The sequence below is a fragment of the Papillibacter cinnamivorans DSM 12816 genome (assembly GCF_900176335.1).
In the GTDB taxonomy this organism is placed as follows: Bacteria; Bacillota; Clostridia; order Oscillospirales; family Oscillospiraceae; genus Papillibacter; species Papillibacter cinnamivorans.
The window spans coordinates 242,792-263,580 of record NZ_FWXW01000001.1 but is presented as its reverse complement, the minus strand read 5'-3'; the positions used below and the strand labels follow the sequence as shown (position 1 = coordinate 263,580).

The following is a 20,789-nucleotide window of genomic DNA, read 5'->3' as shown; positions in this document are numbered from 1 at the left end:
TCTGGTTGGGCTCCGCCGTCCGAGGGGCGGCTCCGGCTTAACTGGGCCGATTTAAAAATTAAAAACTCATGAATCCGCATGAACGCTGCGATAAATGAATGCCGGGGATCATTTTATTGCCGATTTCCCGCTCTCTGTCCGGCAGGCCGCAAGATATCATGTTATAAATATAACGTATTGTGATGAACCCATTCTTCATGATACAATGAAAAAAAACCGTGCCTCCGGCTGACCTTTTATTTTCTATATGAAAGATTTTGAGGGGGAAGGGACTATGAAACCACTGGATTTGACGAAAGAACAGCTGCTCAAATACATAATGCCTCCAAGCAAACAGGAAAGCGGCACAAAAGCTCCGGAAAAAGCGGAAGCGGCTGACGTAACGCTGCTGTATGAAAATCTCGGTTTGCTGTCAGGCGCCTCATCAATCGGCCTGATTATCACGGATACCGACGGGACTATTCTCAGCTTCAATAAAACGGTTCAGGATATGCTGGATATCCACATCGAAGAATACCGGAATACGAATGTTTCCGCTTTGTATGCCGATTCGAAGGATCGCCAGAGGATGCTGAACCTATTTGCCGAGTCAAATCGGGTGCGGGATTTTGAGGTCTGCATCAAACATAAAAACGGGACACTGCGGACCGTATTGGCCAATATCGACAATATCGAGCTGAATCACGAACATGTGCTCATGACCTCTCTATACGATATCACACAGTACAAACAGAGGAAAAAGCCCGATACCAGCTACCGGACTCTTTTCAGCAACGTACCGGTGGGAATCACCGTTACCGACTTCCAGGGGGACCTGATCGTCAGCAATAACGCCATCGAAGAACTCCTGGGTTACAGCGCGAACGACTTGAAATATATGAGCGTACGGGACTTTTACCTGATTCCCTCCGACCGGCAGCAGCTGCTGGACCTTACGAAACGGATCGGCAGCGTGCGGGACTTCGAGACCCTGTTCAGGCATAAAAACGGCGGCGCGGTATCCGTGCTGATCAACACCGATCTGATTGAATTCAACGGCCAAAAAAATATGCTGCTGACGTCCATCCGCGATATATCCAATCTGAAACGGGTGGAAGACGCGCTGACAAAAGAACGGGATTTTTCCAACACCATACTGAACATCGCGGCAACCTTGATTGTCGTCCTCGATTTCAAGGGGACGATCACCCGCTTCAACCGGGCCTGCGAACAGATTTCCGGGTATTCCTTCGACGAGGTTAAGGGAACCTACTTGTGGGATACCACTTTCTTTGACCCGGTAATCTCGCGGGAAGAGCTCGACAGGCTGTTCAGCGGCAATTATGCCGGTTCCTACGATACCGTCCTGGTTTCAAAATACGGAAACAGATACCAGATTTCATGGACCTTTGCGGCAATGCTGAACGCCGAAGGACATGTAGATTATATCATCGCCACCGGAATAGACATCACCAAACGGCAGGAAGCGGAGGAACAGCTGCAGATAGCCAACGAGAAACTGGCCTCCTGGGTGAAGGAGCTCCAGGAAAGGACCGAGGCTCTGGATCAGCTAAACGAGATGGGCGAGCAGCTTCAAAGCTGCCAGACGGTAAACGAAGCCTGCGCCATCAGCGCACAGTACATCAAGCGGATCTGTCCGGCCAGCCACGGTGCTTTGTACCTGATCAAAGAGTCCAGGAACTACGCCGAAGCGATGGAAATCTGGGGGGAGCCCGCCTATGTGGAGAAGGTATTCGAGCCTTTAAGCTGCTGGGCCATCCGGCGCGGGCGGCAGCATCTTGTGGACGCAGATCATCCGGGCCTGCTCTGCGGGCATATCACCGGACCCGAATCCGGGCAATATCTTTGCGTTCCGCTGCTGGTAAACGGCGGGGCAATCGGGATTCTTCATCTGAACCATGTGGATGCTCCGGACCAGGAGGCGCAGGAAACGGGACGGTCGTATACGGAGCATACGACCCAGATCGTCACAACCGTCGCGGAGCACATCGCCCTGGCGCTTTCCAACCTGAAACTGAAGGAAACACTGCGCCAGCAGTCGATCCGCGACGCGCTCACCGGCCTTTTCAACCGCCGGTACATGGAGGAAACGCTGGAGCGGGAGCTGAAGCGGGCGGAGCGGGAGGACAAGCCGGTGGGAATTATCATGTTCGACATCGACCACTTCAAGCAGTTTAACGATCTTGCCGGGCACGACGCAGGAGACGCGCTGCTGCGGGAGCTGGGGGCGTTCCTCAACAGAACCACCCGGGGAGGAGACGTCGTGTGCCGTTACGGCGGAGAAGAATTTCTGGTGGTCCTGCCCGGCGCGGACATGGAAAACAGCAGGCAATGGGCGGAAAAGCTGCGCCTGGGAGTAAAAGAACTTCTGGTGTATCACCTGGGAAAGCCGCTGGGGAAATGCACGATCTCTTTGGGAGTCTCCTCCTATCCGGAAAACGGGCCGACTGCCGAGGCTCTGCTGAAGGCCGCCGACAGAGCTCTTTACCGCGCAAAAAACGACGGAAGGGATCGGGTAGTGACGGCATAAAGACCGGCTTTCCATTCTTTACAGGATAAAAAACCCGGGCCGCGCCATTCGGCGCGGCCCGGATTTTTTGGTTTTGATAAAACGGACAATCAGAACCGTTTTTCCTTCTCCAGGCGGAGGGTGAGGGAGTCCAGGTTTTCAATGGTGGCGGGATTAAAAAAGTGTTCTATTTTTTCCACCTGCTCCAGTTCGTCCTCCGTGTGATTGATGAGACATAAGAAACGCTGCAGGACCCGGTGGCGGTAAAGCAGGTACTCCCCTTCCCTTCTGCCCTTCTCCGTTAAGTAAATATACCCGTATTTTTCCGAAATCACGGATCCGGCGGCTTTCAGCTGCCGGATCATTTTAGTCGCCGAGGACGGCCGGACGTGAAGCTTCCCGGCAAGTTCGCCGATGCGCACGACTTCCCTGTGTTCCAGCAGCCGGCAGATCATCTCCAGATAGTCTTCCATCGCCGGGGTAAGCCCGGAAGGCGCATGGACCTGATATCCTTTCAGAGTGTAGAAGTTTCCGCTTATGTCCATTGCCGTCACCTCAGATTCCTTTTACGGGGATACGGAACAAACGGGCAGATTTTGGAATACTATGGCATTAGGTAAAAAAGTTGCCTTATCCTAAATCTATTCGCGGAGGCTACATATATGAGCAGAACGACATCATTGGCCGGTCTGAGGCCCGGGGAAAAGGGAGTCGTTAAGCAGCTGCTGACCAGCGGAGCCATGAGGCGGCGCCTTCTAGACATCGGGCTGATCGAAGACACTCCGGTGGAATGCCTGGGACGCAGTCCGGGGGGAGATCCCTCCGCTTTTCTGATCCGGGGCGCCGTCATAGCGATCCGCTCGGAGGACAGCGCCGACATTCTGCTGGAAACCTGCTGACGGGGCTGCGGTCATGGGGCTTACAAACAGTGCGGTGGGGATCAGGGCCATGGATTCGGGCCTGGTTATCCGGAAACGGTCGCCGGAGGACGCGGTGGTGGCGCTGGCAGGAAACCCGAACGTGGGGAAAAGCACGGTCTTCAACAGCCTGACCGGTATGAACCAGCACACCGGGAACTGGCCTGGGAAAACGGTCACCAACGCCCAGGGGTACTGCCGAAGCAAAAAGCACTCCTATGTCATGGTGGATATTCCCGGCACCTACTCGCTCATGGCACACTCGGCCGAGGAAGAGGTTGCCAGGAATTTTATTTGTTTTCAGGACCCGGACGCCGTTGTAGTCGTGTGCGACGCCACCTGCCTGGAGCGGAATTTGAATCTGGTTTTGCAGACGCTTGAGATATCGCGCAACGTCATTGTCTGCGTCAACCTCATGGACGAGGCAAAGCGAAAGGGCGTCCGCGTCGATCTGGAGAGGCTGTCCGGAAAGCTGGGCGTACCCGTGGCGGGTACGGTGGCGCGGCGGAAGAAGAGCCTTTCCGGTCTTCTGCAGGCCGTGGACGCCGTGGTTGACGGGAAGGAAAACAGGGTTCCGCTGCGGGTGCGCTATCCCCGGGCAATCGAGGACGCGGTTTCCAGAATCGAGCCCGCGGTGCGATCGAAAAGCGGCGGAAGGCTGGACAGCCGGTGGCTGAGCCTGAAACTGCTGGACCAGGACCCGGCGCTGACCCGGGAGATAGGCGTCTATTTGGGCGAGGATTTTATTATGGATCCCCAACTGTGCAATCTGCTGGGAGAGGTCCGGGAAACCCTTGCCGGCCAGGGGATTACCCCCGACAGGATGAAGGATATGGTGGTTTCCGGCCTGGTGCGCGCATCGGAAGAGCTCTGCCGGGACACGGTCACATACGAAAAGAGTACCTACAACGACGCGGACCGGGCCGCAGACAGGATCCTTACCAGCAGATGGGCCGGATACCCCATCATGCTGGCACTTCTGGCCCTGATTTTCTGGCTGACTCTCACAGGGGCAAATTATCCGTCCCAGGTGATTTCCAACGCGCTGTTCTGGTTCCAGGACCGCCTTACGGAGTATTTTCACTTTTTCGGCGCTCCGGAATGGCTGCACGGTATGCTGGTGCTGGGCGTCTACCGGGTCCTGGCCTGGGTCGTTTCCGTCATGCTTCCGCCCATGGCCATCTTTTTTCCTCTCTTTACCCTGCTGGAGGACGCCGGCTATCTTCCCAGGGTGGCCTACAATCTGGATAAACCCTTCAAGGGATGCCGCGCCTGCGGAAAGCAGGCGCTGACGATGTGCATGGGCTTCGGCTGCAACGCTGCCGGCATTATCGGGTGCCGGATCATCGATTCCCCGCGGGAGCGCCTTCTGGCGATTCTCACCAACAATTTCGTGCCCTGCAACGGGCGGTTCCCCGCTTTGATTGCGATACTTACCATGTTTTTCGCGGGCGCCGCAGGGGGAGCGTTTTCCTCGGTTTTGTCGGCTCTGCTGCTGACGGCCGTGATCGTCCTGGGGGTCGGCATGACCTTCGCCGTTACAAAGCTGCTGTCCGGAACTATCCTGAAGGGCACCCCCACTTCCTTCACCTTGGAACTGCCGCCGTACAGAAGGCCGCAGATCGGAAAGGTCATCGTACGTTCCGTCTTTGACCGCACCCTGTTTGTGCTGGGGCGGGCCGCGGTCGTCGCGGCTCCGGCGGGCATGGTCATCTGGCTCATGGCCAATGTAACGGTGGGCGGAGTGAGCCTTTTGAATCATTGCGCTTTGTTTCTGGATCCCTTTGCAAGGTTTCTCGGCCTGGACGGAGTCATCCTCATCGCTTTTATTTTGGGGTTTCCGGCCAACGAAATCGTAATTCCCATCATCATCATGGCATACATGGCCCAGGGGAGCATCCTGGAGCTGCAAAGCCTCGCTGAGCTGAAGGAGCTCTTCGTTTCCAACGGCTGGACGTGGGTAACCGCCGTGAGCGTCATGCTGTTTTCCCTGATGCACTGGCCCTGCTCCACAACGCTCATCACGATCCACAAAGAAACCGGCAGCTGGAAATGGACGGTTTTGGCGTTTCTTATTCCCACGGCGGCGGGCATGGCGGCGTGCTTTTTGGTCGCGTCGGCAGCCAGACTGTTCTCGTAGGGCAGCCGGCCGCCGGCAGGATGACGCAGTCCCAAGTGAATGTCAACGATATGCGGCAGACGGATGGGCCAAAATTTAAAATTGTTCAAATGCAGTCTGGACTTAAGCATAATGTAGTGTTAGTATTTTTTATATATTTTTCATGATACTGCCAGAGGGAAATATGAACGAAACGGTTAACAACTCGATTATCACCGAAATTCAGGACGAATACAGAAAAATAGACGACAGATGGCTGATGCTGCATTATCACACATGCATCGGCCTGGTTGCATTCGGATTTTTCATGGAATGCATCCTGAGCGCGACATTGTTTGCCATGGGATATATTGAAATATCGCTGGCCAGGTATGTCGTCAAATACATGATAGCTCCGCTATTGGCAAATCTGGTTCTGCTTGCGGCCGGGATCCTGGCGATGCACTCGCCCCTCCTGCAGCGGAAACATAAAATGTATTATATTTCCCTGCTGTTTGTGGGAGTGTGTTTTGTCTTTTATTCGGTCCACAGCATTTATGCCTCGCTTTATCTGATATTTACCGCACCCATCCTGCTGACGGTGGTATACAGCGACTATTTGCTGACAACCGTCACGGCGGCTGTCAGCATTGCGGCTAAAGTCATATCCGAGCTGTTCGTGGTATGGGATCCCGATAAGTCCTATCCTTTCAGCAATGATGTGGGGGCGTCCGACTTCTTTATTTCCATCTGCGTTTTAGGCGCTTTTTTTGCGATATGCATGATCGTGATACGGTTCGAGAAAGAAAAAAACGCTGCGAGCATACAGAAAGAAATCGAACGCCATAAAATGCAGCTGAAGCTGGTGATGGACGAGCTGACGCAGGTCCACAACAGAACGGCTCTGCGGAAAGCATTTGAGGAAATGGAAAAGGACAAGGATGAAAACGTCTATATCTTTGTTATGATTGACTTGGATAACTTCAAGAGGCTAAACGACACATTGGGACACGACATAGGCGACCAGTGCCTTCGGGAATTCGGCAGAATCTTAAAGAGAAACACGGCCGGCAACAGCATGTCCTTTCGCTTCGGCGGAGACGAATTCTGCATTTTATTTAAGAATATGCCCATGGAAAAGGTGATTGAAACCTGCAAAAAAATACAGAACGACGTGAAGGCCAGCGCCGCGAAAAAGACGGATATTCCGCTGACCGCAAGCGTCGGAGTGGCCCGTTACGCACGGGGGATGCCCGCGAAACAGCTGCTGAGGAGAACCGATTCGGCGCTGTACCGCTCCAAAACAATGAAGGACACCTTATGGGTCAGCGAAGACACATGATTTTCGTTTCTCAATATAAAACCGGCCTCCGGCTTTTGCCGGAGGCCGGTTTATCCAATCCGCGGTTTTGATTACTTTCTATAATCGTAGAAGCCGACACCCGTCTTGCGGCCCAGCTTGCCGGCGCGCACGTATTTGCGCAGCAGCATGGACGGGCGATATTTGTCGTCGCCGGTTTCTGCGTGGAGCGTTTCCATTACGGAAAGGCATACGTCCAGGCCGATGAGATCTGCCAGAGTCAAAGGGCCCATGGGGTGATTGGCGCCCAGGCACATGGCGGTGTCGATATCCTCGGCGGAGGCAACGCCCAGCTCCAGGAGCCCAACCGCCTCGTTGATCATGGGACACAGAATCTTGTTGACAACAAAACCGGGGCCTTCGTTAACCTCCACCGGGCGCTTGCCGATTTGGCTGGCAAGTGCCTTCACCGTTTCCGTGGTTTCGTCGGAGGTATTGGCACCCCGGATGACCTCCACCAGCTTCATGACAACGGCTGGATTAAAAAAGTGCATGCCGATGACCCTGTCCTGGCGGGAGGTGACGGCGGCAATGGCGGTAATGGAGATCGAGGAAGTATTGGAGGCGAGAATGGTCTCCGGCTTGCAGATTCCATCCAAAGAGGCGAATACCTTTCGCTTGATCTCCATATTTTCCACCACCGCCTCAATCACCAGATCCGCATGGGCAGCGGCGGCAACGTCGGTGGTGAAGCGCATTCTGCCCAGCAGGGCGGCTTTGTTTTCTTCCGACATGGTACCCTTGGTCACCAATTTTTCGAGGCTCTTTACGAGCTTCGCCCGGGTTCCGTCCAGAATCTTGTCCGAAACGTCCTGGACGGCGACCTCAAAGCCCGCTTTGGCGAACACCTGAGCGATGTCCAGGCCCATGGTACCCGCGCCGATCACAAAAATCTTTTCCATTCAGCAGTCCTCCCCGAAAGCTTTTTTAGGCTGCGCGCCGGGGCGCAGCGGTTACCGATTTTTAAAATTCTTCTCCGCCCTTTTTTCCACGAAGGCGCTCATGCCTTCCTTCTGGTCCTCGGTGGAGAAACACAGGCCGAAGGCTTCGCTTTCGAAGGCGGCGGCGGTGACGATATCCGCCTGCATCCCCTGGCGGATACAGCGCTTGCTCTGACGCACCGCGATCTGAGCCTGGGCGCAGATGGTTTCCGCCAGGCGGAAGGTCTCGTCCATCAGGGCCTCGGGAGCGACCACGCGGTTTACAAGCCCTATGCGCTCAGCCTCCTCCGCTCCGACGACGCGTCCCGTGGCGATGAGCTCCATGGCCCGCCCGACGCCCACGATGCGGGGAAGCCGTTGGGTGCCTCCGAAACCGGGCGTTATACCCAGGCCGACCTCCGGCTGTCCGAACTTCGCCTTTTCGGACGCGATACGGATATCACAGGACATGGCAAGCTCGCAGCCGCCGCCCAGGGCGAAACCTCCCACGGCCGCAATCACGATCTTGGGCAGAGTCTCCAGACGCCGGAACACCCGGTTTCCCAGAGCACTCCAGTCCCTGGCCACGGGGACGGGGAGATCCTTCATTTCGGCGATGTCCGCGCCTGCCACAAAGGCTCTTCCGGCGCCGGTGAGAATCACCACAGAAACGTCGTCCATTTCCTCCAGGCGGGCAATGGCGGCGTCCAGCTCCAGGATTACCTCTTTGCACAGGGCGTTGAGTGCCTCCGGACGATTGACGGTGAGAAGGACGATATGGTTTTTCTGTTCAAACGTAATATATGACATCCGAATCACCTCCATGAATAAACAAAAATGAAATAAAATACCATCGAATGGACGACTTAGGGCGGGCACGCTTCTTCCATACCCGCCCGTAAGCCGAACAAAAAGGAGGGGCGATGAGTGGGCTGCAGAAAGCGGTCTGTACCGGGCGTCAAATAGATCGGACGTGGCATGCGCAGTATAAAGTACGATACTACGGCTTATTTTACCTCGGCTTCCGCTAAGGCTGCTTCGGTTTTCTGCTGCTTCGGGAAACCGATCAGCACATGGAGGATGAGACCGACCAGAAGACCGGTGGCGGCGCTGACAAATCCGGTGGCTACTCCCATGATGCAGGCGCAGCCGCGCTCCTCACGGGTTTTCAGCATTTCCATGGCGAGGTAGCCACTGGCAAAGCCCTGGACAAACAGGGTTAAAGAAACCAGGACCGGCGCCACGGGAGTAAAGATAGACATAAGGGGGGTGATGAAGATGCCGACAATCATGGCAAATTTTAATGTGCCCATACCGCTGAAGATGGAGTCCATGCCCGCGCGGCCTCTCTTATAGCGCTCGGCGACGGCAATGGTACCAGCGCCCCAGAGAGGACCCGCCAGAGTGACGTGGGGGCAGAAGATCCCTTCAATGAGGTTCCGGATTCCGGACAGGATGTTGGAACGGCTGGGGTTGAAGTCGATGATCTCGTCGTCCCTGACTTTGTCCGCATCCCGGATGAGGGCTTCACTGGTGATGAAGTCGCCGAAGGCTATGATGTAGATGCTGATCACCAGAGGAATACAGTTGAGAAAGAGAGAGATGCTTGGCCATCCGATTCCGAAGACGGAGGTCTGGGAAAGAATCCCGGCGAAGTCGAAATTGTGGAAGATCCCCCACTGAATCGTAGGCATGGGAATCTCTCCGATAACAACACCCACAATGAGCGCGGCAATCATCCCGGGAACGATTCCCGCTTTTCCCAAAAGATCCAGGAGCTTGTTTTTGGTACGGAATTTATTGTAGTGGACGGAGTAAAGAACGATGAGGGAAATGACGGCGCCGACCCAGAAGGAAATCTCCATGCCCACGACCCGGCCGTTGGCCTTGATGACGCTGTTGACCGCGGAGAAGCCTGCGCCCAACAAAATTCCGGCCTGCATGGACTTGGGGACGATCCCGATGATCTTTTTGGCCAGGCCCGTGATCCCGAAGAAGAAGAAGAAAAGCGCCGTCATAATCTGGACCGCGGCCAGAGCCTGAATCCGTTCGGGACCCACGGCATAGGCGGACAGATAGGAGAGGGTCAGCGGGATCGCCGGGGTAATCCACCCTGGGCAGACGGGATCTCCCATGGTAACGTGGATAAAATAGAGCAGCTCGTTGATTACCGTAAGGAGAAACGCCAGCTCGAAACTGATGCCGAGGTTTTCCATGTGATACACATAGGCCGCGGCGGAAATGGCGGTGCAGAACAATCCCTGGATCACTTCCGGCCATTCCAGGCGATAATGGATGAAAGGGAATCTGACCTTAAAGATGCCGAGCGGGATGTAGGGCTGTTCCGCCCCGTAGGCGCGTTTCATCAATGCCATAACGGTCCCTTTCTTTCTTATTCAGTTTATATCAGTGTGATTCCCATTTTTTCTTCACGGAATATCCGCTCGTCCATACGCTTTAACTCTTTTGCGATTATCGGCTGAAAGTCCATTTGGTCCAGCACGTCCTTTTGCAGGTCGATCCCGGGGGCGATTTCGGTGAGTGCGAAGCCTTCCGGCTTCATTTCAAACACCGCACGCTCCGTGATGTAGACCACCGGCTGGGCAACCTCTTTGGCGTATTCCCCGCTGAAGGTGATCTGTTCCACGGCGGGGATGAACTTATGTACCTTCCCTTCCTTTCTTATAGTGAGTTTTCCGTTTCCGATTTCCAGCTGAACACCGCCGGCGGTAAAGTTGCCGCAGAACACCACCTTTTTCGAGTTTTGCGTGATATTGATAAAGCCACCGCAGCCCGGGGACCGGGTGCCGAATCTGGACACGTTGATGTTGCCCTTGGCATCGCACTGTCCGATGCCAAGAAAGGCCACGTCGATACCGCCGCCGTCGTAAAAATCAAACTGATAGCCCTGGTCCAGGATGGCCTCGGGATTGGTGGCGGCGCCGAAGCTCCCGCCCCCCGCCGGGACGCCGCCCACAGGGCCGGACTCCACGGTGAGGTTCATGTGATGGGCGATCCCCTCTTCGGTTGCCACGATGGCCACTCCTTCCGGCATTCCCACGCCGAGATTGACCACCGCGCGGGGGACCAGCTCCATCGCCGCCCGGCGGGCAATCACCTTACGCTCATCCAGCTTCAGAGGAGGGATGGAGCTGACGGGGACCCGGATATGGCCGGTGAAGGCGGGATCGTAGTCCACGGCATAGGTCTGCCGGTGGTTTTCCGGGCGGGCCACCACCACGTAATCCACATAGATCCCCGGGATTTTCACCAGCTTGGGGTCCAGCGTGCCCGCGCCCACAATGCGTTCCACCTGGACGATGACGATCCCGCCGCTGTTCCGGGTGGCCTGGGCCACCGACACGGTGCTGAGGGTGGCGACTTCTTTTTCGAAGGAGATATTTCCCCGCTCGTCGGCATAACTTCCCCGGAGGATACAGGCGTCCGGCCGGACAGGCTTATACCAGAGGTATTCTTTGCCGCCCAGGTGGATGAGCTCCACCGGGTCATAACCGGAGTCCCTGGCTTTCTGATTGACCTTTGCCCCCTCCAGACGGGGGTCCACGAAGGTTTTCAGCCCCACGTGGGTGATGGTGCCCGGCTTGTGGGCGGCGATGTCCCGCATCATGTGGGAGATGACGCCCTGGGGCAGATTGAAGCCCTCGATCTTATTTTCCGACAGCATATCCCGGAGCTTGGGCATGGTGTTGAAATGGGCCCCGATCACCCGCTTGAGAAGGCCCTCTTCGGCCAGACGGCAGAGCCCTTTTTCATTGGAAAAGTCTCCCTGGGAGGCGATATGAAACAGGGTCAGATCCCGGGGCAGCCCCTCTTCCAGAAAACGCTCCCGGATTCCGAGAAAGATCTCGTCGGCAACCTGAATGCCCAGAAAGCCCTCGGTTGCCACGGTCATGCCGGTCTTAAGAAGATTGGCCGCTTCCCTGGCGGAAACGATTTTCACAAATGACACCCCCTTTCGGTATTTAGCCGCTTATTCCGCCGTCCAGCCCCCATCGATCACGATCTGCTGCCCCGTCATGTAGCTGGAGGCACCGGAAGCCAGAAACACGGCGGCTCCCGCAATCTCCTCCACCTGGCCGAAGCGGCGCATGACGGTCTTTCTCAGGAGCCCCGCCGAGGCCTTTTCGTCCGTGAGAAAATCGCGGTTGATCTCGGTGATCACATAGCCGGGGCAGATGGCATTGACCTGGATGTTGTGCTTTGCCCATTCAAGGGCCAGAGCCTTGGTCATCTGGAGAACGCCCCCCTTGGAAACGCAGTACGGAAGGACCTGCTTGTCGGCCACCAGGCCGAGAATGGAGGAAATATTGATGATCTTGCCGCTCTTCTGCGCGATCATCTGCCGTCCCACCGCCTGGGCCGTGAAAAAGACAGCCCTCAGGTCCAGGTTCACCACCCGGTCCCAGTCGGCCTCGGTGAGATCCTCGGCTTTTTTGGTGATGGCGGAGCCGGCGTTGTTTACCAGCACGTCGATGCGCCCAAACCGGGCAACGGCTTTAGCAACCAACTGGTCGATTTGTTCCTGCTTCGTGATGTCCGCGGCCACCGCAAGAGTCTCGGCCCCATACTTTTTGCTTATCCCGGCGGCGACGGCGTCGCAGTCGTTCTGATGACGGCTGACGATCACCACCGACGCGCCGTTTTCCGCCAGGGCCTCGGCGATGGCGCGGCCGATCCCCTTGGTGGAGCCGGTTATCAGGGCAATTTTTCCTTTTACGTCGAAAGACATTCCGCTTCCCTCTTTCTTTATTGAATGTAAACGATGGGCTTGATGAGATCCCCGGGCTTCTTCACCATCATCTGGAAGGCGGGTTCCACTTCCGCAAGCCCCCTAAAGGTATGGGTGATCAGCCGGCTGGGGTCCACCCTGCCGTTTTGAATCATAGCGAGCATCTTTTCCATCCGGCGGCGGCCGCCGGGACACAGTCCGCCCCGAAGAGTCTTGTGAGAAAGTCCCGAGCCCCAGGCCAGAAGTGGGATGGGAAGGCTGGGGACGCCGGTATAGAAGTTGATGTTGGCGACGATTCCCCCGGGGCGGACCATGGTAACAGCGGCGGCAAAGGTGTCTGCGTTTCCGCCGGCAATGATGACTTTGTCGACACCTTTTCGGTCCGTCATGGCTTTGATCTGCTTTGCGATGTCGCCCTCCTTGTAGCTGATTACATCCGTGGCGCCGTACTCCCTGGCGATATTAATACAGTTCTGGCGAGTTCCCACCACCATGACGCGGCCCGCTCCCCGCAGTACGGCGCCCGCCACCGCCATGAGGCCCACGGGGCCGATGCCGATCACCGCCACGCTCTCGCCGAAGCCGATTTCCGCAAGCTCCGCGCCGTGGAATCCGGTGGTCATCATGTCGCAGGCCATTACCGCTTTTTCATAGGGCATTCCATCCGGCAGGTGCGCAGCGTTCATGTCCGCATCCGGTACGAGAAAGAACTCGGCGAAGACGCCGTCAAGAGAAAAGGCGTATCTGAAGGAATCGTTGGGGTTTTTGATATGCTGGTGATAGGTGTCCTGAATGCTGGGCTGACGCCAGTCCGGCGTGACGGCGGGAACCACGATCTTGTCACCGGGTTTAAAATCCTTTACCTCGGCTCCCACCTCGACGACCTCCGCCAGCGCCTCGTGACCGAGGACGCGGTTATTCAGGAACGCCGGAGAGCCTATTTCGAAAGCGTTGTGAACATCCGAGGAACAGGGAGCAATGACAATCGGCTTTACAAGGGCGTCATAGGGCCCGATTGCCGGGACCGCTTTTTCCATCCATCCGGCTTCTTTGCCGGGTACGGTGCAGCCAAATGCTTTCAATTTATATTCCTCCTGTCTTTTCGATTTGTTTCTCCGGATCGGCGGCGGGGCATCGCCGGGGTCAGGCTATCTCCCTTCCCGGGGATGCGCCCGCCGCGGTTAGTATCGGTTTTCGGCGTTCTTCAGCCGCTTTGCCAGCTCCTCCAGAAGATTTTCCGGTTCTACGGGCCAGCCGTCGACGGCGACGGGCGAGACGGTTATAACAGGACCGTCAAAGACCGGACGGCCGGCGCAGGCAACGGGACAGGCGTTTAAGATCAGCAGAAGGTCCCATTTTTCCGAAGCGGAGGCATATGCAAACTCGATCTCCGGAAGGGCCAGGCGAAGAGCCCCATACAGTACGGTCATATCCATGTGCATCGCGCAGTGGCCGCAGAATTTTACGCCCACTTTCATGCCGACGGTACCTTAAGGCTTTACGCCGGCGATTTTTTTAGCCGCCGCCTTCTTGGCTTCGAGGTTGGAGAGCTTGGAGTACATGATGCGCTGCGCCTGGGGGGAGCCCGCGCCGTGCATGCTCTCCACCAGGGCCACGCCTCCGGTCATGACCTCCAGGAGCCGTACCATACGCATCCGGTCCTCGGTGGGAACGGAGGCAACGCCTTTGAAGAATTTTTCCACATACTTTCCCACCTCGGGACTTCTCAGATCCGCCTCGGAGGGCAGGGTTGCAAGCAGGCCTCCGCCGATGTCCTGGGCGATGCGGTCGATATCGTAGATAAGCTGGGTGACATTGTGTTTGCCCACGTTTGCCAGCAGCGGATCCACATAGTAAGCGCCGGAGGCGGTTTTGGTGCCCATGGCGGAGCAGGCCACGGAGCAGGCGTACAGGGTTTCCGTGAGATGGATCATGTAGTTTAATTTATCCTTGATGTGAGCCGCCTTGCTGTAGCCGCTCATATCGGCGATGGTGGCAGCCGCACCGATGACGATATCGGATACGCCGCCCTTGCAGCCGCCGTAATTCTGGCGGTGATAGCAGGCAAAACGTTCCACCAGCATGCCGGAGTACTGGAATTCCCCGCACATGAAGACCTTATCCCAGGGTACGAACACGTCTTCCAGCACGGTGAGGCACTCGCCGCCCACCACGCCGTAGCAGGCGTTGCCCTGGTCGATCTCTCCCTCTTCCTTCCTGCCGTCGTTGGTCTGACGGCCGAAGATGTGGATGATACCCGGGGCGTCCACGGGCACGGCACAGCAGACGCAGTAGTCCTTGTCCTCCTCTCCGTAGCCGGAGGTGGGCATGAGAATCATCCAGTGGGAGTTCACCATGCCGGTCATGTGGGCCTTGGCACCGGACACGTAGATGCCCTTGTCGTCCTTTTGAGTCACATGAACGAAGAGGTCTGGATCGGCCTGCTGAGAGGGGCGAAGGCTGCGGTCGCCTTTGGGGTCGGTCATGGCGCCGGCCACCATCCAGTCGTTTTCCTGCCACTGTTTGAGAAAATCCACCAGGCGCTCGTGATAGTTGGTGCCGAATTTCTGGTCCATCTCAAAGGTGGTGGTATACACGGCGTTGACCGCATCCAGGCCCACGCAGCGCTGATAGCAGGTACCGGTGTTCAGCGAGACGGCCCGCAGCATCCGGACTTTGGTGAGAAGATCCTCCACGCTCTGATGGATGTGGGTGAAACGGTTGATCTTTTTTCCGGTGAGGTGGGAAGTGGCCGTCAGAAGATCCTCGTATTTGGGATCAAAAGCCATTTCATAAGTCATAGCGGCCGAGTTGACGTGCCCTCTGATGTAGGGGTTGTCAATGAGAGTGTTGCCGTCCAGCAGCTCGCCCTTGAAATAGACCTTTATATTGCGGCCCCGCAAGCTGTCTTTGTACTCTTGTCCTGTCTTCATTTATTTGCCTCCTATTCCGAATTGCAGAAGCACGTAACGGATGCATCTTACTTCTGTACCTTACTAGAGAGCAATTCAGATGCCAAATTGTACCATGAAAAGAGGCAGGCGGCAGATCTCTTCTGCCGCCTGCCTCTTTTCACAATCTGACGGATCGCAAGGCAATGGGTTTTGGTCAATATACTGGTGAATATAATCACCAGAAAGCTTCTTTTTGATGATGCTTGTCACCATATTCCGCCTCATCTTCCTTTGGGGAGAGGGTGAGGCCGTATTTCGCCGCCTTCTTTACAACGGTGGAGTGATCGATTTCCAGCTTCTCCGCCGTTTTTCGGGCGGTGCGGTAGGTCTGGATTGCATGGGAGAAAAAGTTGCGCTCAAATTTATCTCTCGCCTCCTGATAGGTCAAATCGCCCAAATCCCCCACGTCAATACCCTCCAGATTCCTGCCGGACAGCATTTCCGTCGGGAGATACTCTGGGCCGATCTCATTCTGATCGCAGATCAGAACCAGGCGCTCCATGAGATTTTCCAGTTCCCGAACGTTTCCGTTCCAATCGTGGTTGATCAGGAGGGGGTACAGCCGGGGAGAGATGACCTTGGAAGACTGACTCAATTCATTGAACTTCCACAGAAAATGCAGCGCAAGGGGCAGAATATCCTCTCTGCGTTCCCGCAGCGGGGGGATATACAGCTTGAGAACGGCCAGCCGGTAAAAGAGATCCGCCCGGAAGAGCTTTTGGTCTACCATTTCGGCAAGATTGCGGTTGGTGGCCGCGATGATGCGCACGTCCACGCGGATGAGCCTGTGACCGCCCACCCGGTAAAATTCCTTCTGCTCCACCAGCCGGAGGAGCTTGACCTGAAGCGGAAGGGACAATTCGCCTATCTCGTCGAGCAGGATGGTTCCATGATTGGCCAGTTCAAACAGGCCCGCGTTGCCGCCCTTTTTCGCCCCGGTAAAAGCGCCCGCCTCATACCCGAACAGCTCCGATTCCAGAAGAGCGTCCGGTATGGCGCCGCAATTGATTTTGAAGAAGGGCTCGCGGCTGCGCTTGCTGTTGCGGTGGATAAAATCCACCACCATCTCCTTCCCCACGCCGGACTCCCCCGTCACGAGGACGGTGGTGTCCACCTTGGAGAAACGCAGCGCGGTCTCCAGAAGGGTTTCCATCTGCTTGCTCTTATAGACGATCCCGTTGGGGTTGAGCTTTTCCTGAGTGAGCTTTTCCACCACTTTGGAATATTGCTCCAGTTTTTCCCGGGAGGCCTGGACCTTTTTACGCAGCTTATAGATTTCCGTCATATCCCTGACATTGGTAACGACGGAAATAATTTTTCCCTCTTCGCTTAGAATCGGACTTCCCGTCACGATGCTCTGGCGCCCGGTTTTGAAGCTCTGGCTGAAGGAAAAGCTCTTTCCCGTGTGCAGAACATGCAGGGTGGCCGAATCGGAGATGATGCCGTTATCCACCAGCTCCTGGGCCGTGTGTCCGAGGACGTCCTGCCAGGGGATTCCGGTGATTTTTGCGTAATTGCTGTTTACTCTGGTATACAGTCCGTCGGCGTCAGCCACCACAATCCCATCGTGGGAGGATTCGAAGATCGCGTCGCACTCCCGATTTTTATTCCGAAGCTCGGCAATGACATCCTCGTGAAGGCGCGAGTCGCAGCTGTATCCGACATACCCCCGGAAGCCAGTAATGTCCGCACGGCACAGGACTATCGTGTCCGATACCATAAGAATACCATCCTGCGCGTTCACCGCGTCTTTCAGCGCCAGCTTATCGCCGACGCTCACGCCGTACGCAGAATTATCCGCACCGGAATACAGAACCGTTCCATTTTCGTCGCAAAGAAGCGGTCTGCAATACAAACCGTCCATCCTTGTCCTCCTTTCAAGCCCGGTGTGGTCCCTGCCGCTCCATCTGATCTGCCGCTTTTTTACCCTTGTACTACCCAATATATATCATATCAGATTCTATGATACCATATATTTTTCGGCTTGGCCTTTATTTCCGGTCGATTCTTTGATGTTTTCCGCATTGTTTGCAAAACGTTCAGGGCAGGCAGGATAAGGCGCCTAAAAAGGCCATATCAGACCGTCCGCGTACTTCCCCGCTGTAAAACGGATACCCTGATTTTACCGGGAACTCCGCTTTCGCGGCCGTTTATATTCGCGAAAAGCAGCGCATACTAGTACGGATTGAGCACGGCGGCCGTATCCCGCTGCGGCGGAGAGCCGCCGGCCGCTGATTTTCAGGAGACAGGGCGGTACAATGACGATCGGATTGCCAAGAGCGCTTTTATATTACCGGTATCAGCATCTGTGGAACACTTTTTTTACGGAACTGGGCTGCCGGACAATCACCAGCCCGGAAACCTCCCAGGAGATTCTTTCCCAGGGGATCGCCCGCTCGGGCGGCGAGTGCTGTCTCCCGGAAAAGCTGTTTTTGGGCCATGTTCACAGCCTCATCGGCCGGTGCGACTTCATCCTTGTTCCGCGGTTCAAAACCGCGGGGAAAAACACGGAATTCTGCGTCCGCTTCTGGGGGATCCCGGATATCGTCCGCAACAGCTTTCCCGAAGCGCCCCTCATCGGCTACAGCCTGCAGGAACAGATACGGGGAAACGAGCGGCAGGGCTTTGTCCGGATGGGGCAGTTTCTGGGGTACTCCTCCGCGCAGTCCCTGCGGGCTTATCGCATGGCCGCGGAGGAGCAGAGACGGCAGGACGAGCTGGCGGTGCTGCGGCAGCAGGAGCTTTTTTCAACCGAGGGCCTCAAAATTCTGATCGCGTCGCAGCCGTACCTCATTCACGACGCTTACGTGGGCCGGCCGCTGGTTCGGATGCTGCGGGAGCAGGGCGGAACCCCGGTTTTTGCAGACCGCTGCGAGCGCTCCTCCTGCCGGGCGTTCGCCGGATCCATTTCCTCCGATCTTTACTGGGTGCTCAACCAGGAGGTCATCGGAGCCATCCCCCTCATGAAAGAAAAGGTGGACGGGGCGCTGCTGATCACCGCCTTCCCCTGCGGCACCGATTCCATAGTGAACGAGCTGGTGCTGCGCCGGGTCCGGGACCTTCCCATTACCCAGATCGTGCTGGACGAACAGCAGGGGGAGGCGGGGCTCCGGACACGGGTGGAATGCTTCATGGATATTCTCAGCGAAAGGAAGCGGGCCCATGCCGGGTAAGATTTCCATCAGCTTTCCCCATATGGGGGATTACAGCGCCGTATTCACCCAGGTACTGCGGCACATGTTTCCCCAGGCGCGGGTCTTCCCCGCCCCGCCCATGACCCAGCGTACGGTGGAACTGGGCGGTCGGCACAGCCCCGATTTTGTCTGCTCACCGTTCAAGTTCAATCTGGGCAATTACATCGAGGCCCTGGAGGAGGGCGCCAACGTCCTGTTTCAGACGGGCCTCGGCTGCCGCTACGGGTATTACGGAGAGCTGCAGGAGCAGATCCTCCGGGATCTGGGCTATCAGTTCCGCTTCGTCTGCCTGTCCCGGGACAGGGCCAACCCCCAGTATGTGTATCAGACCTTCCGGGAGCTGGGCTGCCCGCTTTCCACACCGAAAATGATCGAGGCGGGGCTTCTGGCCCTGGCCAGCATCCGGGTGATGGACCGATACGACTATTTCATGCGGGAAAACGCGGGGTTTGAAACCGTTCCGGGCTCCTTCGAGGGAGTGCGGCGGCAGCTGCTGCGGGAGATCGAGGCGGCGGACGGATTCGGGGATCTTCTGGAGGCCGGGACGAGGAGCCGGCGGGCGGCTGCGGGAATCCGGCTCGACAGGCCGGAAAACCCGCTGCGGGTCGGCATCGTGGGAGACCTTTACACCCTGATGGAGCCTTTCAGCAATTTCTATGTGGAACGGCAGCTGGCCAAGGACGGCATCGCCGTCAGCCGGAAGATGAGCGTATGGTTTCTGATGTTCGGGCAGAACCACAGGCGGGCGGTGAAAAAGAGCGGACGCTACCTTCATCACACGGTGGGGGCCAACGGCGTGGACAGCGTAGCCCAAAGCCTTTCCTACGCCAGACAGGGATACGACGGCATCATCCACATGAAATCCTTCGGCTGCATCCCGGAATTAAACGCGACGCCGGCTCTTCTGAACCTTTCCCGGCACTGGGGGATTCCCATCCTGGACCTGAGCTTCGATTCCCACACCAGCGAAACGGGCGTGCAGACCCGGCTGGAGGCATTTTCGGACATGATACGCATGAAAAAGGAGGAAGAAGATGCAGCGAAACGTGAGCCTGGGCGTGGACGTGGGTTCGGTGTCCACCAAGGGCGTCGTGCTGGACAGCAACGGTGAGATCATTGCCGCGGAGTACCTTTGGACGGAGGGAGACCCGGTGACCGCGACGAAAAAAACCGTCCTGTCTTTGCAGAAGCAGCTCCCGGCATCGGCGAGTATCCGTTCTGTGGGAACCACCGGCTCGGCCCGGAAACTCATCGGCGCCATGCTGGAGGCCGACTCGGTGAAAAACGAGATCACGGCTCACGCCAAGGGGACCCTCTCCCGTCATCCGGACGTGCGCACCATTCTGGAGATCGGAGGCCAGGACTCCAAAATCATCCTCATCGACAACGGCGTGGTCATCGACTACGCTATGAACACCCTGTGCGCCGCGGGGACGGGGGCTTTCCTCTCCTCCCAGGCAAAGCGGCTGGGTATCCCGGTGGAGGAGCTGGGGGACATGGCGCTGCAGGCCGGGCACCCCGCCAGAATCGCCGCGCGGTGCACCGTGTTTGCCGAGTCGGACATGGTGCACAAGGCCCAGGCGGGGTACGCCAAGGAGGATCTCGTGGCGGGACTGTGCGATGCCATTGTTGCCAACTACCTCAACAACGTGGGCAAAGGCAAGCGCATCGAATCCCCCGTGGTGTTCCAGGGGGGCGTCAGCAAAAACCGGGGCGTCGTACGGGCTTTCCAGGCGGAACTGGGGAGCGAGATCCACGTGGACGCGGACTCCCATCTCATGGGGGCGGTGGGCGCAGCGCTTCTGTCCAGAGGAGCCGTAAGGGCGAAGCCCTTTGAGTGTGCTATCGTGGACCTCTGCTTTCAGACCAGGGCGCACACCTGTCCCGGCTGCGCAAATCACTGCGAGATCATCTCCTTCTACCGGGACGGCGTTCTCCTGGATTCCTGGGGAAACCGATGCGAGAAGGGCCGGGCCGCGGAGGAGCGAAAAGAAGACTACCTCACGGCAAGCCGTAACACCGGGCGGGCATGGAAAATTTGAATATACGGGATGATTCCGATACATGACCGGACAGGGGCACTCCCC

At 56.8% G+C, this 20,789-nt stretch carries 17 protein-coding genes; 7 read left to right on the top strand and 10 right to left on the bottom strand.

The window, feature by feature from the left end:
• Positions 1-274: 274 nt before the first annotated feature.
• A complete protein-coding gene (locus tag B9A13_RS01245; RefSeq protein ID WP_159447982.1) occupies positions 275-2,530 on the top strand; it encodes a diguanylate cyclase in 2,256 nt (751 codons plus the stop codon).
• Positions 2,531-2,619: 89 nt separating this feature from the next.
• On the opposite strand, the gene B9A13_RS01240 is transcribed toward B9A13_RS01245, so the two are convergent.
• Positions 2,620-3,054, bottom strand: a complete 435-nt coding sequence (locus B9A13_RS01240; RefSeq protein WP_084233215.1) for a metal-dependent transcriptional regulator — start codon at positions 3,052-3,054, stop codon at positions 2,620-2,622.
• A gap of 117 nt (positions 3,055-3,171) precedes the next feature.
• Here B9A13_RS01240 and B9A13_RS01235 point away from each other — a divergent pair, with 117 nt between their 5' ends.
• From B9A13_RS01235 to B9A13_RS01225, 3 genes are all read left to right on the top strand, one after another.
• Positions 3,172-3,408: a FeoA family protein gene (locus tag B9A13_RS01235; RefSeq protein WP_084233214.1), complete on the top strand. Its 237-nt coding sequence runs from the start codon at positions 3,172-3,174 to the stop codon at positions 3,406-3,408.
• A gap of 13 nt (positions 3,409-3,421) precedes the next feature.
• Positions 3,422-5,566, top strand: coding sequence for a ferrous iron transport protein B (feoB, locus tag B9A13_RS01230; protein WP_084233213.1), 2,145 nt, complete (start codon positions 3,422-3,424; stop codon positions 5,564-5,566).
• 163 nt (positions 5,567-5,729) lie between these two features.
• Entirely contained in the window at positions 5,730-6,866 is a 1,137-nt protein-coding gene (locus tag B9A13_RS01225; RefSeq protein WP_159447981.1) for a GGDEF domain-containing protein, read from the top strand.
• Positions 6,867-6,937: 71 nt separating this feature from the next.
• Here the strand turns inward: B9A13_RS01225 and B9A13_RS01220 are convergent, their stop codons facing one another.
• The 9 genes from B9A13_RS01220 to B9A13_RS01180 all read right to left on the bottom strand — a co-directional run bounded on the left by B9A13_RS01220 (position 6,938) and on the right by B9A13_RS01180 (position 17,372).
• Positions 6,938-7,786 (bottom strand): 3-hydroxybutyryl-CoA dehydrogenase, encoded by an 849-nt coding sequence (locus tag B9A13_RS01220; protein WP_084233211.1) that lies wholly within the window; start codon positions 7,784-7,786, stop codon positions 6,938-6,940.
• A 51-nt stretch (positions 7,787-7,837) separates the two neighbouring features.
• Complete coding sequence (locus B9A13_RS01215; RefSeq protein ID WP_423241256.1) at positions 7,838-8,620, bottom strand: enoyl-CoA hydratase-related protein; 783 nt, start codon at positions 8,618-8,620, stop codon at positions 7,838-7,840.
• A 191-nt stretch (positions 8,621-8,811) separates the two neighbouring features.
• Positions 8,812-10,179: a hypothetical protein gene (locus B9A13_RS01210; protein ID WP_084233209.1), complete on the bottom strand. Its 1,368-nt coding sequence runs from the start codon at positions 10,177-10,179 to the stop codon at positions 8,812-8,814.
• Positions 10,180-10,205: 26 nt separating this feature from the next.
• Positions 10,206-11,774 carry an acyl CoA:acetate/3-ketoacid CoA transferase gene (locus B9A13_RS01205; RefSeq protein WP_341456007.1) on the bottom strand — a complete coding sequence of 523 codons (1,569 nt, stop codon included), beginning with the start codon at positions 11,772-11,774 and terminating at the stop codon, positions 10,206-10,208.
• A 21-nt stretch (positions 11,775-11,795) separates the two neighbouring features.
• Positions 11,796-12,554, bottom strand: coding sequence for an SDR family NAD(P)-dependent oxidoreductase (locus B9A13_RS01200; protein ID WP_084233208.1), 759 nt, complete (start codon positions 12,552-12,554; stop codon positions 11,796-11,798).
• A gap of 17 nt (positions 12,555-12,571) precedes the next feature.
• Positions 12,572-13,636 carry a zinc-binding dehydrogenase gene (locus B9A13_RS01195; RefSeq protein ID WP_423241255.1) on the bottom strand — a complete coding sequence of 355 codons (1,065 nt, stop codon included), beginning with the start codon at positions 13,634-13,636 and terminating at the stop codon, positions 12,572-12,574.
• 99 nt (positions 13,637-13,735) lie between these two features.
• Complete coding sequence (locus tag B9A13_RS01190; protein WP_084233207.1) at positions 13,736-14,032, bottom strand: hypothetical protein; 297 nt, start codon at positions 14,030-14,032, stop codon at positions 13,736-13,738.
• A gap of 12 nt (positions 14,033-14,044) precedes the next feature.
• Entirely contained in the window at positions 14,045-15,487 is a 1,443-nt protein-coding gene (locus B9A13_RS01185; protein ID WP_084233206.1) for a 4-hydroxyphenylacetate 3-hydroxylase family protein, read from the bottom strand.
• Positions 15,488-15,683: 196 nt separating this feature from the next.
• Positions 15,684-17,372: a sigma-54 interaction domain-containing protein gene (locus tag B9A13_RS01180; RefSeq protein ID WP_084233205.1), complete on the bottom strand. Its 1,689-nt coding sequence runs from the start codon at positions 17,370-17,372 to the stop codon at positions 15,684-15,686.
• A 394-nt stretch (positions 17,373-17,766) separates the two neighbouring features.
• Here B9A13_RS01180 and B9A13_RS01175 point away from each other — a divergent pair, with 394 nt between their 5' ends.
• From B9A13_RS01175 to B9A13_RS01165, 3 genes are read left to right on the top strand one after another with little or no spacing between them, the layout of a single operon-like run.
• The gene (locus B9A13_RS01175) at positions 17,767-18,681 is read left to right on the top strand and encodes an acyl-CoA dehydratase activase-related protein (RefSeq protein WP_084233204.1); all 915 of its coding nucleotides are present in this window, start codon (positions 17,767-17,769) and stop codon (positions 18,679-18,681) included.
• On the top strand, positions 18,671-19,813 hold the full coding sequence (locus B9A13_RS01170) for a hypothetical protein (protein ID WP_200809658.1): 1,143 nt from the start codon (positions 18,671-18,673) through the stop codon (positions 19,811-19,813). The genes B9A13_RS01175 and B9A13_RS01170 overlap by 11 nt, the downstream gene beginning before the upstream one ends.
• Positions 19,737-20,744, top strand: a complete 1,008-nt coding sequence (locus B9A13_RS01165) for an acyl-CoA dehydratase activase (RefSeq protein WP_084233203.1) — start codon at positions 19,737-19,739, stop codon at positions 20,742-20,744. Before B9A13_RS01170 ends, B9A13_RS01165 begins: the two co-directional genes overlap by 77 nt.
• The last annotated feature ends 45 nt before the right edge of the window (positions 20,745-20,789 follow it).

Excerpts from the sequence above, each read along its gene's own strand:
- B9A13_RS01245 (WP_159447982.1), top strand. The coding sequence starts at position 275 with ATGAAACCACTGGATTTGACGAAAGAACAGCTGCTCAAATACATAATG.
- B9A13_RS01240 (WP_084233215.1), bottom strand. The coding sequence starts at position 3,054 with ATGGACATAAGCGGAAACTTCTACACTCTGAAAGGATATCAGGTCCAT.
- B9A13_RS01235 (WP_084233214.1), top strand. The coding sequence starts at position 3,172 with ATGAGCAGAACGACATCATTGGCCGGTCTGAGGCCCGGGGAAAAGGGA.
- feoB (WP_084233213.1), top strand. The coding sequence starts at position 3,422 with ATGGGGCTTACAAACAGTGCGGTGGGGATCAGGGCCATGGATTCGGGC.
- B9A13_RS01225 (WP_159447981.1), top strand. The coding sequence starts at position 5,730 with ATGAACGAAACGGTTAACAACTCGATTATCACCGAAATTCAGGACGAA.
- B9A13_RS01220 (WP_084233211.1), bottom strand. The coding sequence starts at position 7,786 with ATGGAAAAGATTTTTGTGATCGGCGCGGGTACCATGGGCCTGGACATC.
- B9A13_RS01210 (WP_084233209.1), bottom strand. The coding sequence starts at position 10,179 with ATGGCATTGATGAAACGCGCCTACGGGGCGGAACAGCCCTACATCCCG.
- B9A13_RS01200 (WP_084233208.1), bottom strand. The coding sequence starts at position 12,554 with ATGTCTTTCGACGTAAAAGGAAAAATTGCCCTGATAACCGGCTCCACC.
- B9A13_RS01190 (WP_084233207.1), bottom strand. The coding sequence starts at position 14,032 with ATGAAAGTGGGCGTAAAATTCTGCGGCCACTGCGCGATGCACATGGAT.
- B9A13_RS01185 (WP_084233206.1), bottom strand. The coding sequence starts at position 15,487 with ATGAAGACAGGACAAGAGTACAAAGACAGCTTGCGGGGCCGCAATATA.
- B9A13_RS01180 (WP_084233205.1), bottom strand. The coding sequence starts at position 17,372 with ATGGACGGTTTGTATTGCAGACCGCTTCTTTGCGACGAAAATGGAACG.
- B9A13_RS01175 (WP_084233204.1), top strand. The coding sequence starts at position 17,767 with ATGACGATCGGATTGCCAAGAGCGCTTTTATATTACCGGTATCAGCAT.
- B9A13_RS01170 (WP_200809658.1), top strand. The coding sequence starts at position 18,671 with ATGCCGGGTAAGATTTCCATCAGCTTTCCCCATATGGGGGATTACAGC.
- B9A13_RS01165 (WP_084233203.1), top strand. The coding sequence starts at position 19,737 with ATGCAGCGAAACGTGAGCCTGGGCGTGGACGTGGGTTCGGTGTCCACC.